The sequence below is a fragment of the Campylobacter avium LMG 24591 genome, from assembly GCF_002238335.1.
Lineage (GTDB): Bacteria > Campylobacterota > Campylobacteria > Campylobacterales > Campylobacteraceae > Campylobacter_D > Campylobacter_D avium.
In genome coordinates, this window is the sequence record NZ_CP022347.1 from 1,527,752 (window position 1) to 1,541,872 (window position 14,121).

Sequence of the window (14,121 nt, forward strand, 5' to 3'; positions counted from 1 at the left end):
CAAGTCTTAAGGAGAGGCTATCATTTAGGCTATGTGTTGTTCTATCTTTAAGGAAAAATCTTTTTTCCGAAAAATAAGGCAGGTTTTATGCTTAAGGTATTTGAGCTTAAAAGCTCTAAAGAAACTGTCTCATTTTGCCACTGCATACCTTGTAAATGTCCAGCTATAAGCTCAAGCTGAGGTTCTACATAAAAATCTTTTAAAAAGTCATAGTTAAAAAAGCTTTGCAAATAAAGTCTGTGCCCAGCTTCTATGCTAAGAATAAAGGTATTGGCACCGCTGCTATCATTTAAAAGGCTATTTTGAAAAGCAATGCTTGGAATAAAACTCGCATTTACACTATGTTTTTTATACACATAACGAAGCACGGTATCTAAGTAAGCCTCATTAGCAAATAATAAAGACGCATAAGCACCCAGCCCATAACCCTTGCTATTAGCCTTAAGCCCATCTCCCTTTATATCATTTTGCGTATAATTAAGCATAGTGCCTAGATACAAATCCCCATAAGCAAATTCAAAGCGGTAATCACTGCCTAGCTGAAGTTCAAAAAAATTACCCTTGTAAATGCTATCGCTGTTTCCTCCTCCAAAGCTTCTCATCCAAGCTCCTACTGAATTTGGATTTTCTCTTAACTCTCCCATACGTTTTTGCAGATTATTCCACTCTATCACATAAGATAAAAGCACCTGATTAAAAAGGGCATTGCTTTTGTTTATAGTCTCAGTATTTGGAGCTTGATTAAAATAAGACTGCGAATTATTTGTCTTTTCTAAACTCCACTGCGCCTCATCATCCTTTCTTTCAAAGATTAAATTTGGCAGATACTGGCTAAAACCAGCACTTATCTTTTCTACCTTAAAAAAATCCTCATTTATTTGCATACTAGGATCTTTTAAGGAGGCTAAGACTAAGCTTTGCAAGTTTTCATTTGCAAAGCTTGTGAAATTTAATCTAAGAGTGTTATTTTTACCCTCGCTGTTTTGAGTAGAACTTATACTTTGAGTGCTTTGCTGTGCTATGTCTATATCTAGCGTAAATATACTATCTGTAGCTTTTAGTGTCTTTGTGAGTATAGAGCCATTTATATAAGTGTTTTAGCTTAGCTCTAGCTCGTTTGTGTTTTTAATATCTCCGTAAAAAGTTGTATTAGAAAGCCTTAAATTTAGGCTAGAAAGATTTTCAATATTTCCTTTAATATTAGAATTTAAAACGCTAATATCATTTGTGCCACTATGTGCTTTTATATCTGCTTGCATATCTACATTATCAATACTAGCCTTTGAATTATAAAGTTCTAGCTTTCCTATGAATTTTACTCCTGTATTAAGACTTTGCCCCTTAAGTAAGTCTTGCTCAAAACGCATAGTATTACCTGCCGTGTAGCTTGGATTTCCAAGTGCTGAGTTATTGCCACTTGAAATTTTTGTGCTAACATTTTCTCCGTCTTTTTTATCTATATAAAGCTCTTTGCTACCTAAGACTATACTAGAATTTATAGAGCTTAATTGCCCCATAAAAGAAGCATTTTCTAAGCTTAGTTCTTTTAGCTTAAAAACTCTATCTTCCCAATCTGCTTGAGTAAAAGTCGTAGGACTTGTAAAAACACCCTCTCCTATGCCCATAGAGTCTAATTTTAGCTTCATGTTTTCATCGACATAAGCGTGTAATACCGGATGTCCTTGAAAGCTAAGAAGCCTGTCTTTAAAGCTTAAAAATCGCTTTCTAAATCCACAGCCCCAGCACCCACTCTTAGCCCAGAATTAGGACTTGAACTAGTGATTATCAATCTACCCTCACCAACTTTGTGCAAAAAATCATTATCCAAGGTCTTAACATCATAAACAACAAGAGAATTTAAGCCCGTATAAATACCAGCGTGAACAAGCCAAAAATCATTGCTCTCAATGTGCCAATTTACATTATCAGCAAAGATAAGTCCTCCTGCTCCTAAGTCTATATTTTTCTCTAAGCTTAATTCACCAAGCTGGCTAAAATATATATCCTTGCTATCTTTCATAGCAGCAAGTCTATCATTAAATTTAGCTTTATTAAAAACACTTTCCCAATACAAAGAACCGGCCAGATTATCATTTATAGTAATCGCACCCATATCTTGCATATTTGAGTTTAAAAGCTTTGTGTTAAAAACATAGCTTCCAGCGCCAAGTTTTATAGTTTTATCATCTTTAAATTCATTTACAAGAGCATTATTAACAACACTATAAACATCTATGGAGCAAAGATTATTATCATTACCAGCACAGTCGCTAGAGCTAAGCACTCCTATCATATACCACTCTTTATCTAAGTTATCATAGACATAAAGAGCAGAGCCCGAATCGCCGGGTGCAGCAGAGGAGCTAAAAGCAAATCTATTAAAATTATCCTGCCAATCATAGTTTTCAAATCTCAAGGCAAAGGGATTGTTATCAAAGTCACTAAAATACACTAAACCGCCGGTATGATAAAGATCATTACTAGCTATCTTATCAGCTCCTTGCGTGAGATGTCCTAGCATTTGCACTCCAGCTCCCTCATGCACAAAAAAGGTATAACGAGAAGAATCGCTAAGCTTTCTAGCCTCAGCTTCGTTAAAGGTGTATTTATCGTAAAGATTTAAGCCATTAAGATTGTTAATAGAAACAAAATTTAAATTTGGGCTTAGCTTAGCCTCTATATTAAGATTAAATTTATCCATCTTTAAAACGGCGAAATCACCGGGCACACTTGTAGTGTAGGGATCTTTATAATCTACTATTATACTTACAATCCCGCCAAATTCAAGTGCAGAGCCATTTTTTGCTAGATTAGTATCAGTGGCTGAAAACATATGAGCAGCACTTAGGGCATACCCTAAGCCAATATTAGTAAATTCGCCTTTCCAAGTGGCTGTTGTTGAATATCCTGTTAAATTTGTAGCTGAAAAATCTATCATAGGAGCATTAAAGCTTATATCATAGCTTACATCCTTAGCCTTTATACTTAAATTTGTAGCATTTGGGCTAAAACTTCCTCTGTTTAGGGCAAAATCAAGATAGTATTGATAAGAAAATTTTGGATCTACAGCAGAAGCATAAAGATAAAAAGTAGCTAAAATAAAAAATAATGGTGGAAGCGAGGGGGATCGAACCCCTGTCCAAAAATAAAGCATTAAAGGCGTCTACATACTTAGCAAAGATGAAAATTTCACTAAGACAAGCTCATCTTCCAAAACTTTTGCCCTAGCTAAGACTAAAGCTTCATCTTAAAAATCGTCAGCTTTTAAGACTACACTATCAAGATTACCCGCTTCTTAAGCTAGATAGTATGGCTTAAGGCAGGGCTCAACTGAACTCACGCAGCTTTAGCGTAAGCAGGAGCGAATTTTGTATTGTTTGCGTTTAATTTTAAACAGACTTTTAACGCTATGTCTAAAGCGATATGCAACCTAAAACTCCCTACTCCTGTCGAAGCCAAGTCGCTCCCATTAATTTGAAAGTTTGCTAGGTAGTTTAACAAGTAAAGGATTAAAAAAAGCTAAATTTTCAGCGTCTTGCTCGTAAGACTTGCAGTAATTTTCGCATTGCTCACTTAAAAGCAAGAGCCAATCTATAAACTCAGCACTAGCAGGACCATCAAATCTTAAGGCTTGCTGCATAATATCCTCGCAAAATACGCAAAAATCAGTTATCTCATCAAGTTTTAATCTCCTAGCCGCCCAAGCTGTGTTGTGTGCTAAGCTTTGTATCTCTTTTAAAGCTGTTTTATAAGCCTTGCTTTCAAGCTTTATAATAAGAGGCTCAAGAGAATCAGCCATAATCCTAAAAAAATGCAAAAATTTTTCTACATCATCACTTTCGTATTCAAGTTCTAACTGTGCTAAAAGTCCCATTTATTCACTTTCTTTGATATAAAAAACCTAAATTTTAACAAATTTTTCTTAAAATACAAAAATAAAGCCAAAGGCCTTAGCAAAAGAAATAATAAATCTTATTTTTAGCTAAACTTAGCTAGAATTTGCTTTTATTTGGAGCAATTTAGATAATGGATAGAATAGTAGAGATAGAAAAATACTCCTTTGAAGACAAATATGAACTTTCCTTAAGACCCTCAAATTTCGACGGCTACATAGGGCAAGAAAACATAAAAAAGAATTTAAAGGTTTTTATAGCCGCGGCACAAAAAAGAAAAGAATGCCTAGACCATATACTTTTTAGCGGGCCTGCTGGGCTTGGCAAAACAACACTTGCAAATATAATCTCTTACGAAATGGGTGCAAATATAAAAACAACGGCCGCACCTATGATAGAAAAAAGCGGGGATTTAGCGGCGATTTTAACAAATTTAAACGAAGGTGATGTGCTTTTTATCGATGAAATTCATAGGCTAAGTCCTGCCATAGAGGAAGTGCTTTATCCTGCTATGGAGGATTTTAGACTTGACATCATTATAGGAAGTGGAGCAGGCGCACAAACTGTTAAAATTGACTTACCAAAATTTACCTTAATAGGAGCCACAACCCGCTCAGGCATGCTTAGCAATCCTTTACGCGATAGATTTGGCATGCAATTTCGCCTTGAATTTTACAGCAATGATGAATTAGCTCTAATCATACAAGAAGCAGCCAAAAAGCTTCAAAAAAACTGCGACAAAGAAGCCTCTTTAGAAATAGCCAAACGCAGCAGAAGCACGCCAAGAATAGCTCTAAGGCTGCTTAGACGAGTAAGGGATTTTGCCGATGTAAATAATGAGGATTTTATAAGCAAGGCTAGAGCGAATGAAGCCCTAAATTCACTAGGAGTAAATGAACTTGGCTTTGATAATATGGACATAAAATACCTTGAGCTTTTAACCTCAGCGAAAAATCGACCCCTCGGACTTGCAAATATAGCAGCGGCTTTAAGCGAGGATGAAAATACGGTTGAGGATGTGATAGAGCCTTATTTATTAGCAAATGGTTACATAGAACGTACAGCAAAAGGACGCGTAGCGAGTTTTAAAAGCTATAAGGCACTAAATAAAGCCTATGATAAGGGGCTTTTTGATTGAAATAAAAAATGAGCAATAAAAAAATTTTACTACCTCTGATGTTTTTTGCCATGTTTTTGTGGGGCACATCTTGGCCTAGTTCTAAAATTTTAGTAGAATACGCTCCGCCTTATATAATTTCTTTTTGGAGATTATTTTTTGTATCAATAAGTGCCTTGTTTATAGTGCTTGTGCTAAGACTTAGTTTTAAAATCGACAAAAAATCAATTTTTTTTGTTATGCTTACCGGGCTTTGTAATGCCATTTATTCATTATTTCACTTTGCAGGACTTGAATTTGGACTTGCTGGCTTAGGAGGGGTTTTAGTAACCACTAGCATACCAATACTTTCTTTTATACTAATGCAGTTTTTAAGATATAAAGAAGCTAGAAAAAGAAAAATCATAATAAAAAAGCCTCCTAAAAACCAAATTTTTGGACTTTTTCTGGGGATTTTATCTGGTGCTTTTTTGCTAAATTTAGCAAATTTTACTGAGCTTTTTAGCAAGGCAAATATCTTTTTCTTGCTAGCTGCACTTACCTGGGTTTTTCTTTCCATGTTTAGTAAAAATATAAAATCCCACCCACTTTTGCTAAATTTTTATGTGTCTTTATTTAGCTTTATCTTTGCTTTGCCTTTAATCTTTTTTGACGGGGTATTTTTCATACTTGAGGCTGATTTTAAATTTTTTGCCTTTATGTTTTTAGTAGCCTTTTTATCAACTGGCATAGGCACTGGAATTTATTACTATGGCATCAAAATTCTAGGAGTTGTAAAGACAAATGCCTTTCAGCTTTTAGTGCCTCCTTGTGCTTTACTGATGAGCTTTTTTATGTTAAATGAACGTCCATCTTTTAGCACGGTTTTTGGCACAGCACTTGCATTGTTTGCGATTTATTTTATAAATATCTATAAGAAAAAAGAAAAATAATACATATTTTGCTATAATCTCTAGCAAAAATTTTAAGGATTGCTAATGCTTCAAACTTGTATATTTCCCGCTGCTGGTTATGGCACGAGATTTTTACCCGCAACAAAAGCCTTGCCAAAGGAAATGCTACCAATACTAACAAAACCCTTGATACACTATGGCGTTGATGAGGCCTTAGAAGCTGGCATGCAAAATATGGGCTTTATAACAGGACGCGGAAAAAGAGCTTTAGAGGATTATTTCGACATATCTTACGAGCTAGAACATCAAATTTCGGGTAGTAAAAAGGAATATTTGCTAAATGATATAAGAAAACTCATGCAAAGATGTATCTTTACATATACAAGACAAAATGAGATGAAAGGCCTAGGAGACGCTGTTTTAAAGGCTAAACCCTTGGTTGGGGATGAGAGTTTTGGAGTTATCTTAGCTGATGATTTGTGCGTAAACGAAGAAGGTATAGGTATAATGTCTCAAATGGTAAAAATTTATGAAAAATACCGCTGCACAGTCGTGGCCGTAATGGAGGTTGATAAAGAACACATATCAAATTACGGCGTTATAGCTGGAAATTTTGTTGAAGATGATTTAGTAATGGTAAATTCAATGATAGAAAAACCAAATCCTGATGAAGCACCAAGCAATTTGGCCATAATAGGTCGCTACATACTCACGCCTGATATTTTTGGAATTTTAGAAAATACGCAAAGTGGAAAGAACGGAGAGGTTCAGCTAACTGACGCCCTACTTTCGCAAGCTACAAATAACATGGTTTTAGCTTATAAATTTAAGGGAAAAAGATTTGACTGTGGTTCTGTTGAGGGTTTTGTTGAAGCTACAAATTATTTTTACAAGAAAGAACTATGCTAAAAAATACCTTATTTTTCAAAAAAACTGAGCTAAGCACAATACAGTCTTACGCAAACCGTATAAGTGACGAGAAAACAAGCGGGGAAATTGGATACTACAATGTCATGGATAGCAGCTTTGAGCTTATTTCACAAAGCAAAGAATTTATAAAAGATAAAAAGCATATCAAAAATTTTGTCTTACTTGGCATGGGTGGTTCTAGCTGTGGCGTAAAGGCCTTAAAGGACTTTTTAGTAGATGAGGACAAGGATGAGGATAAAAGGCTTTTCATTATAGATAACACCTCTTCGCACACTTTTAATAAAATAATTAAAACTCTAAATTTAGAGGAGAGTATGTTCATAGTAACTAGCAAAAGCGGCACGACAATAGAGGTTGTATCGCTTTTTAAGCTAGTTATTGCGTATTTTGGGATTGACAACTCAAATTTACATAAATATTTCATTTTTATAACAGATGAAAATTCAAAGCTTGATAAACTCGGCCAAGAGCTTAATATAAGCAGGTTTTACATCCCCGCAAATGTCGGCGGTCGCTTTTCTATCTTATCAGCTGTTGGCATAGTTCCGCTGTCTTTTTGTGGTTACGATACAAAAGCACTGCTAGAGGGTGCGAAAGCTTGTTATGAGGACTTTTTCACGCACAAAAAAGATGAAATTTTACAAAAGGCCTATCACTACTGCACCCACAAAAACGCTAATATTAATGTTCTTTTTTCTTATGCTAATGAATTTAGGGGTTTTAACGAATGGTATGTGCAGCTAATTGCCGAAAGTTTGGGCAAAAAACAAGGCTATAAAAGGATAGGCTTAACACCTATAGCATTAATAGGCGCAAGAGACCAGCACAGCTTCTTACAGCTCATAATGGACGGACCTAAGGATAAGACTGTAACATTTTTAAAAGTTTTAAAAGCCAAAAATTCGCCACTTATCCCAAACATTAGCTTTTCTCAACTTAAAGAATGCGATTTTGCAAATAATATAGAATTACAAAAGCTCTTAAATACTCAGTGCGACGCCACAATGCAAGCTTTAATCTCTGAAAATTTAAGCGTTGATTTGATAGAGCTTGATAGCTTTGACGCTTGGCACTGCGGGTATTTGATGTATTATTACGAGCTTTTAACCTCAGCTTGTGGCATAATGCTTGGAATAAATGCTTACAATCAACCGGGCGTTGAGACAGGAAAACTTATGCTTAAAAAGCTTCTTTCTATATAGTGGCTCAGGGTCTTGCTTTGAGAATTTTATGTGTATTAAGAGGAAATTATTTTAATCAACAAAAAGAATGGCTAAAGCAAAATAATCTTTTAAAATACACCATAGACCTTGAGGAGCTAAGATTTTTAGCTGGTGGTTATAAGAGCTTAATAAATGGCTTTAAAAGCCTTGATTATAGCAATGCTAGTGAAATTTTAGAAAGCTTATTTAAATTTATAGAACTAAGAATGACTAAGGGGCATTTTATAGTGGTAAACGCCCCAAATGCAAATAATTCCTTGCTTAAAGAATACAAAGATTTAGCACAAAAATACCGATACGAGCTTTTCATTGTAGATTTTAATAATTTAAGTTTGCAAGAGTGCAAGCAAGCTAATTTAAATGAGGCTCAAAAAAGCGGAATTTTCATACCAGAACACATACTTGAGGCTATAAATTACGCCTTAAATAAGGAAAAAATTTCTAAAAAATACAAGCTTATAAAGCCTCAAGATTTTCAAAGCTGTCTTTACAAGGTAAAGGACTTAAATGCCTATAAAAAGATACATCACATAGGAGATATACAAGGTTGTTTTTCCGTGCTTAAAAAGGCCATTAATAAAATCAAAAATGATGAATTTTACATCTTTTTAGGAGATTATATAGACAGGGGCATAGAAAATGGCAAGGTTATAAAATGGCTTTTAAAGATAAAGGAATTTAAAAATGTAATCTTGCTTGAGGGAAACCACGAAAGACATCTTATAAAATGGGCGAATAAAGAGCAAGCTAGCTCTAAAGAATTCAACGAAAACACAGTTAAAGACTTTAAAAAAGAAAATATCACTCAAAAGGACGCAAAACAGCTATATCCATACTTTAAGGAGTGTTTTTTATATGAGTATAATGGCAAAATAGTCTTTTGCTCTCACGGCGGCATAAATTCCTTGCCTAGGGATTTAAGTCATGTAAGCTTCATACCCTCATACGAAATGATAAACGGGGTTGGAACTTATGATGATAGCAAAGAAATTGCCGATATGTTTTGTGCTAATACCCCACCCTATGTTTATCAAATTTTTGGGCATAGAAATAGACAAAAACTGCCTACACAAATTGCCTCTAGGGCTTTTTTGTGCGAAGGAAAGGTTGATGCGGGTCAATTTTTACGCGTAGTAAGCCTTAGCAAAAAAGGCTTTGAGTGCAAGGAATTCAAAAATGAGGTTTATAGAAAGTAAAATAAAGAAATTTAAACTTAAATTTCCTAGTAGCTAAAAAGTCTAAGATGTCCTAATAAACTTAGGTCGCATAAAATTGCCTTACAAAAGATTTTGCATTGTGCGTAAAAAAGAAATCTTTAAATATAAAATTTCAAAAATATTGCACTATCTTTTATTTTCTTAAATTTTATAACTTTTTCAAGCCTTTAAATCAACTTTGCCTTTATCCACCCTAAATAAATTCTGCAATAATTCTAATACATCATTTCCTTTTTTTCTTTCATTCTCTAAAAAAGTTAAAAAGAAGTTTTTAGCTATATCATCATAAGTAAAAGTTTCACTTTTACTTTCAGCTTGTATGGGGGTAAATGGTTTTTTCTCATCATTTAAATTTTTTTGAATTTTTATATTTAAATTTCCATTACTATCTTTATCTATATTTATCTTAGCTCCATTCATAGCTTCTTTGTAAAGAGCTACAAAAGCATCGTGTCTTTGTTTAAAATCAAGATATTTTTCTTTAAATTCATCTAAGCTTATATTTGAATTTACTAAGTCTTTGTATTCATCTCTTAGACTTTGAGCTAGCTTTGTTATATCAGAGCCTAGGTTGTGAGTTTGGGAGGATTTGATGTAAAGGGCTAAGCTAAAATCATCTACCATAAAATGCCCATCCCAAGCTTCGTTTATAGATGAAATGCTTTGTAATTTATTTGCTTGCATAAAATTTGCAAAATCTTTTATTTCTTTTTTGCTTATATTTTCATCATATCCAAAAAATTTGCCCTGTATATTACTTTTACCCTCTGCGTAAAGATAAAAAGAATTTGAGTTCATAAAAGCTGTTAAAAGTCCTCCTTTGCTTATATTACCCTCCTTATCTTTATATACATTTTTATCTAACTTTGCCATAAGTTTATTAAATATACTATCTTCGTTTATATCATTAAATTTTAGTGGGTTCATCTCTACGGTTGAAAAGCTAAGATAAACACCATCTGTTGAGTTTTTATCAACTAGAGATATATATTCATCTTTGCTATATCTTTTTGTAATGTTTAAATTTTTATCAACACTATAAGCATAAGTGAAATTTTTTAAGTATTCATTTGAAAAACTTGTTTTATCTTGCATAAGTTGTGAAAAGACCTTATAAGCATTGCCTATACTTTTTGCAAAGTCCAGTTCCTTATAAAAAGAAAGTAAATAATCAGCCTTATTTAGCTCCTCTTCCTTTTTAAATGCCAAAGCATCCTCTGCATAAATTTTAAAGTCTTTTGGAAGTCCAGCCGCTTCATTAAAATCACTTGTAAAAAAGCCTTCACTATCTACACCATATCCTAAAATTTCACTCACTGCTTCGCTTTTATCTTTGACTAAAGTTTGGTCTAAATTTGCGTTCAAAGGTAAAGTTGTATCTAAATTTAAATTTCGAATGTTTTTGTTATCTAAATTTGTATTGTATGAATTTAAGTTATTAGAGATAGCATTAAGCACAGTTTGCCTTTGTTTAAATTTATGACAAAAATCGTCAAAATTTAAAAAAGATTTAGGAAATTTAGCCTTTATTATCTAAGCTTTAGTAAATCCTCTAGCAAAGAATTTTTTCGCTCCTTAAATATATCCATATATCTTGAGCTGTTGTATAGATTGATTTGTTCATTTTCGATTTTTATATTGTTGCCGTTTTCGAATTTTACAGTCTTGCCATTATCAAGTGTTACTTCAGAATCAAAGGCGTATTTTTTAATCTTATCTATTTCGCTTTTTATACTTTCGTCAGAAATTCCGGCAATTTGAAAAAAATTTCGTGTTATACCCACTAAGCCATTTAAAAGCATACTTGACAATGAAAGATTGTTGGATATATCATCAGCAGATTTTGCTATAATATTTTTATCCTTTGAATTTAAGCTTTCGCTAGAGTGCTCAAGCTCTTTTAAAGTATCATTAAAAGCATTTAAACCTACTTGATACCACTCTACTCTTATATGGGTGAGTTTGGCAGCTAACTCACCTTTGCCCTCTTTTTTTACATTTCTTATCACTTCATCCATTTTTGATTTTATAGTATCAATGGCCTTGAAAAGCTCATCTTCGCTAACCTTGCCTAAACTCATAAAGTCAAAATCAGCCTCTATATTGTTATTTTTATTAAGTTCTACAAGCTCCATAAACAATTCGTTGTTGTCAACGCTGGAATTTGAGCTTTTATTTGTTTGGGTATATGTACTAGAATTTAGCGAAGTGTTTATAAACATTTTTAATTCCCTGAACTTATCTTATTTGATTATATCTGCCATTGTAAACCTGATTTGAAACAAAATCTTTAGCTGTATTGAAAATTTTTGTAGCTAAAGGGTTTACGCATGCACCTGTTTTAACTTCTAAAAAGATAAATTCTAACATAAAGTTTAATAAAAATTAATATAAGCATTATTTTATAAAGAAAAAGTTGCTTTCTTGTGTAAAAAAAGAATTTTAAATTTCAAACCTTTAAATTTATTTTTTTACTTATATTCACTAAGCCTTTAAATCAACTTTGCCTTTATCCACCCTAAATAAATTCTGCAATAATTCTAATACATCATTTCCTTTTTTTCTTTCATTTTCTAAAAAAGATAAAAAGAAATTCTTAGCTATATCATCATAAGTATAAGTTTCATTTTTACTTTCAGCTTGTATGGGGGAGAAGGAGGGTTTATCGTTTTTGTTTTCATTTACATCATCATTAGGAATTTTAGACAGTTCTTTTTCTTTAAGCTCTTTTGAAAAGTTTTGTAAAAAGTCTTCATACTCTTTTTTAAATTTCACATACTCATCTTTAAATTCATCTAAGCTAAGATTTGAGTTTAAAAGCTCTTTATATCTTTGCAAGAACTTAGCTGCGTCTTTTTGTGAGCTTAGATTATGCTCTTTGCTTAGGGCTAAATTTAGGCTTAAGCCTATTATATCTATGCCGCTGCTGTAAGAGCTTGTGCTAGAGTTGAAATTTATCTTGTTTGCATTCATAAAGTTAGAAAAACCCTCTAAGTCTTTTTTGCTTATATCTTTGTCAAGTCCGTTAATTTTGCCAAGCGTGGTAGTTTCACCCTCTACAAAAGGAGAATTTATAAGTTTATAAGCAAGAGCTATAAATACTCCTGCCTTTGATATATCGCCCTTTTTGTTTGTGTAAGCACTAAGATCTAAAGTTGTATGGCTAAATAATATATCATTTTTGCTTGTTTCATTTAGGATAACAAGTTTTGTGCCTTTTTCTGCTATATAATCCCCCATACCCTGCCATTCTTTAAAATCGTAGCCCTTTATGAAATTTAAATTTGTTTCATCGTATATAAAAGCTGCTGGAAAGGAGGCTAAGTCATCTTTTGTATAAAAAGTAAAATTATTTTTAGGAGCTATTTGAGTGAAAAGATTATAGATATTTTTAAGGCTTTTTGTTATATCAACAGAGCTAAAAGCCTTTAAATCAGAGCTAGAAAAACTATCTAGCAAATTTTCTATATCCTTTGCATAAATTTTAAAGTCTTTTGGAATTGCTGCCGCCTCATTAAAATCAGCTGTAAAAAAGCCCTCACTATCTACACCATATCCTAGAATTTCACTTACAGCTTGGCTTTTGTCTTTGACTAGCTCATCTAAGCTTTCGTTAGATGAGCTTAATTTTTGAAGCGTTTTTCCAAGCTCATTTAGGTGCTGTAATGTTTGATTATGAGATAAAGAAGCAATACTTAAGTTCTTAATCATAGTTTATCCTTCTTACCCCTTGTAAATCGCCAAATTTAGATAAAACTTTAAAGAATTTGCTTTTTTTAAATTGTGTTTTGTGTTGTAAAAAAATAAATTCTAAACCATTAAATCAAGCTCATGCCACCTTTTTGCATTTTGTTTGCTTTTTTCTAAGACTTCATCTACGCTTTTAAATAAAAGCTCGGTAATTTCTTTAGAATATTTAAATGCTTCATCTATATCGTCTAAGTTTTCTTTTCTCCATTTAAGCAAATCATTAGAAAACTCCTTTAGACTCGTTTTATTCATAATCTCATCATCAAAAGGAAAGCCCTCTAAACCTAAAATTTTATTTGAAAGTTTTTGCAAGTCATCAGGATTGACATCTTTATCAAGTCCTCTAATTTTACCATAAATGGTGGTTTCGCCAACAACTAAGTCATTATAAGCATAATTTCTAGCTAAAAAAGACATAAGTAATCCCGCCTTTGATACGGAGCCGTCATCGTTTATATATTTATCAAAATCTATACCCTTATCTTTATGCCATAGCCAATTATTCGTGCTTAGCAAAGACTTATCAATGGGCAAAATCTCATCATCTAAAGCCTCATAAAAAGTAGGATATATCATATCTGTAGCACTTAGATCATCTTTAAATCCAACTTTTTCTTCTACTCTTTGCAAGGCTTCTTCATAGCTAAATGTTTTTGTAAGTTTGCCCTGAGAATTTAAGATAAAATGGCTTGGCAAATGCTTTAAATCATCCTTGCTAAAAGTTTCCTTACTAGATAAAAGCTCACTTGAATTTAAAATTTGTGAAAATACCTTGTAGGCATTACCAACTGTCTTTGCTATATCTATACTTTCATAGCTTTTAAATGGGAATGGATGTGTTAATTCCGAAACAAAGTTTTTAAGACTATTTGAGTGAATTTTTATATCAGTAGGAATATTTGCAGCCTTGTTAAATTCAGCTGTAAAATATCCTTCTTTATCAACCTTATAACCTAATACTTCGTTTGTATTGTTTATAGCATAACTTTTTGTATTTATTTTATTAGATATATAATAATTATTATGTTGATTTGCTACATTTTTTATATACATAAAATATCCTTAACTTTCTTATACCTTTAGAGCATATTTTACAAT

13 protein-coding genes and 1 other RNA gene are annotated in these 14,121 nt (G+C 32.8%); 5 read left to right on the forward strand and 9 right to left on the reverse strand.

Going from position 1 to position 14,121, the window contains the following annotated elements; genetic code table 11:
• Positions 1-47 precede the first annotated feature (47 nt).
• The 5 genes from CAV_RS07670 to CAV_RS07690 form a co-directional block, all read right to left on the reverse strand.
• Positions 48-1,088, reverse strand: coding sequence for an autotransporter outer membrane beta-barrel domain-containing protein (locus CAV_RS07670; protein ID WP_094325937.1), 1,041 nt, complete (start codon positions 1,086-1,088; stop codon positions 48-50).
• A gap of 9 nt (positions 1,089-1,097) precedes the next feature.
• A complete protein-coding gene (locus tag CAV_RS07675) occupies positions 1,098-1,646 on the reverse strand; it encodes a hypothetical protein (RefSeq protein WP_094325938.1) in 549 nt (182 codons plus the stop codon).
• 65 nt (positions 1,647-1,711) lie between these two features.
• Entirely contained in the window at positions 1,712-3,154 is a 1,443-nt protein-coding gene (locus tag CAV_RS07680; RefSeq protein WP_157676358.1) for a S6 family peptidase, read from the reverse strand.
• Positions 3,110-3,468: a transfer-messenger RNA gene (gene ssrA, locus CAV_RS07685) on the reverse strand. The genes CAV_RS07680 and ssrA overlap by 45 nt, the downstream gene beginning before the upstream one ends.
• A 1-nt stretch (position 3,469) precedes the next feature.
• Positions 3,470-3,874 (reverse strand): histidine phosphotransferase, encoded by a 405-nt coding sequence (locus CAV_RS07690; RefSeq protein ID WP_094325939.1) that lies wholly within the window; start codon positions 3,872-3,874, stop codon positions 3,470-3,472.
• Positions 3,875-4,026: 152 nt separating this feature from the next.
• Here CAV_RS07690 and ruvB point away from each other — a divergent pair, with 152 nt between their 5' ends.
• Genes ruvB through CAV_RS07715 form a run of 5 tightly spaced genes read left to right on the forward strand, consistent with a single transcriptional unit; the run spans position 4,027 to position 9,252 of the window.
• Positions 4,027-5,031 (forward strand): Holliday junction branch migration DNA helicase RuvB, encoded by a 1,005-nt coding sequence (gene ruvB, locus CAV_RS07695; RefSeq protein WP_094325940.1) that lies wholly within the window; start codon positions 4,027-4,029, stop codon positions 5,029-5,031.
• An 8-nt stretch (positions 5,032-5,039) separates the two neighbouring features.
• Entirely contained in the window at positions 5,040-5,942 is a 903-nt protein-coding gene (locus CAV_RS07700; RefSeq protein ID WP_094325941.1) for a DMT family transporter, read from the forward strand.
• Positions 5,943-5,987: 45 nt separating this feature from the next.
• Complete coding sequence (gene galU, locus CAV_RS07705) at positions 5,988-6,812, forward strand: UTP--glucose-1-phosphate uridylyltransferase GalU (RefSeq protein ID WP_094325942.1); 825 nt, start codon at positions 5,988-5,990, stop codon at positions 6,810-6,812.
• Complete coding sequence (locus CAV_RS07710; protein ID WP_094325943.1) at positions 6,806-8,035, forward strand: glucose-6-phosphate isomerase; 1,230 nt, start codon at positions 6,806-6,808, stop codon at positions 8,033-8,035. Before galU ends, CAV_RS07710 begins: the two co-directional genes overlap by 7 nt.
• A gap of 17 nt (positions 8,036-8,052) precedes the next feature.
• The gene (locus tag CAV_RS07715) at positions 8,053-9,252 is read left to right on the forward strand and encodes a serine/threonine protein phosphatase (RefSeq protein WP_094325988.1); all 1,200 of its coding nucleotides are present in this window, start codon (positions 8,053-8,055) and stop codon (positions 9,250-9,252) included.
• Between the two features lie 180 nt (positions 9,253-9,432).
• Here CAV_RS07715 and CAV_RS07720 read toward each other — a convergent pair whose 3' ends face one another.
• The 4 genes from CAV_RS07720 to CAV_RS07735 form a co-directional block, all read right to left on the reverse strand.
• Positions 9,433-10,731: a Cj0814 family flagellar-dependent secreted protein gene (locus CAV_RS07720; RefSeq protein WP_094752852.1), complete on the reverse strand. Its 1,299-nt coding sequence runs from the start codon at positions 10,729-10,731 to the stop codon at positions 9,433-9,435.
• A 71-nt stretch (positions 10,732-10,802) separates the two neighbouring features.
• Positions 10,803-11,495, reverse strand: a complete 693-nt coding sequence (locus tag CAV_RS07725; RefSeq protein WP_094324812.1) for a hypothetical protein — start codon at positions 11,493-11,495, stop codon at positions 10,803-10,805.
• Between the two features lie 262 nt (positions 11,496-11,757).
• The gene (locus CAV_RS07730; protein ID WP_094325946.1) at positions 11,758-12,984 is read right to left on the reverse strand and encodes a Cj0814 family flagellar-dependent secreted protein; all 1,227 of its coding nucleotides are present in this window, start codon (positions 12,982-12,984) and stop codon (positions 11,758-11,760) included.
• Between the two features lie 99 nt (positions 12,985-13,083).
• Positions 13,084-14,076 (reverse strand): Cj0814 family flagellar-dependent secreted protein, encoded by a 993-nt coding sequence (locus CAV_RS07735; RefSeq protein ID WP_094325947.1) that lies wholly within the window; start codon positions 14,074-14,076, stop codon positions 13,084-13,086.
• Positions 14,077-14,121: the final 45 nt, after the last annotated feature.

Bases quoted from the DNA above. Each gene is read 5' to 3' on its own strand.
- CAV_RS07710 (WP_094325943.1), top strand. From the start codon at position 6,806: ATGCTAAAAAATACCTTATTTTTCAAAAAAACTGAGCTAAGCACAATA.
- CAV_RS07680 (WP_157676358.1), bottom strand. From the start codon at position 3,154: ATGCTTTATTTTTGGACAGGGGTTCGATCCCCCTCGCTTCCACCATTA.
- CAV_RS07675 (WP_094325938.1), bottom strand. From the start codon at position 1,646: ATGAAGCTAAAATTAGACTCTATGGGCATAGGAGAGGGTGTTTTTACA.
- galU (WP_094325942.1), top strand. From the start codon at position 5,988: ATGCTTCAAACTTGTATATTTCCCGCTGCTGGTTATGGCACGAGATTT.
- ruvB (WP_094325940.1), top strand. From the start codon at position 4,027: ATGGATAGAATAGTAGAGATAGAAAAATACTCCTTTGAAGACAAATAT.
- CAV_RS07725 (WP_094324812.1), bottom strand. From the start codon at position 11,495: ATGTTTATAAACACTTCGCTAAATTCTAGTACATATACCCAAACAAAT.
- CAV_RS07735 (WP_094325947.1), bottom strand. From the start codon at position 14,076: ATGTATATAAAAAATGTAGCAAATCAACATAATAATTATTATATATCT.
- CAV_RS07690 (WP_094325939.1), bottom strand. From the start codon at position 3,874: ATGGGACTTTTAGCACAGTTAGAACTTGAATACGAAAGTGATGATGTA.
- CAV_RS07700 (WP_094325941.1), top strand. From the start codon at position 5,040: ATGAGCAATAAAAAAATTTTACTACCTCTGATGTTTTTTGCCATGTTT.
- CAV_RS07730 (WP_094325946.1), bottom strand. From the start codon at position 12,984: ATGATTAAGAACTTAAGTATTGCTTCTTTATCTCATAATCAAACATTA.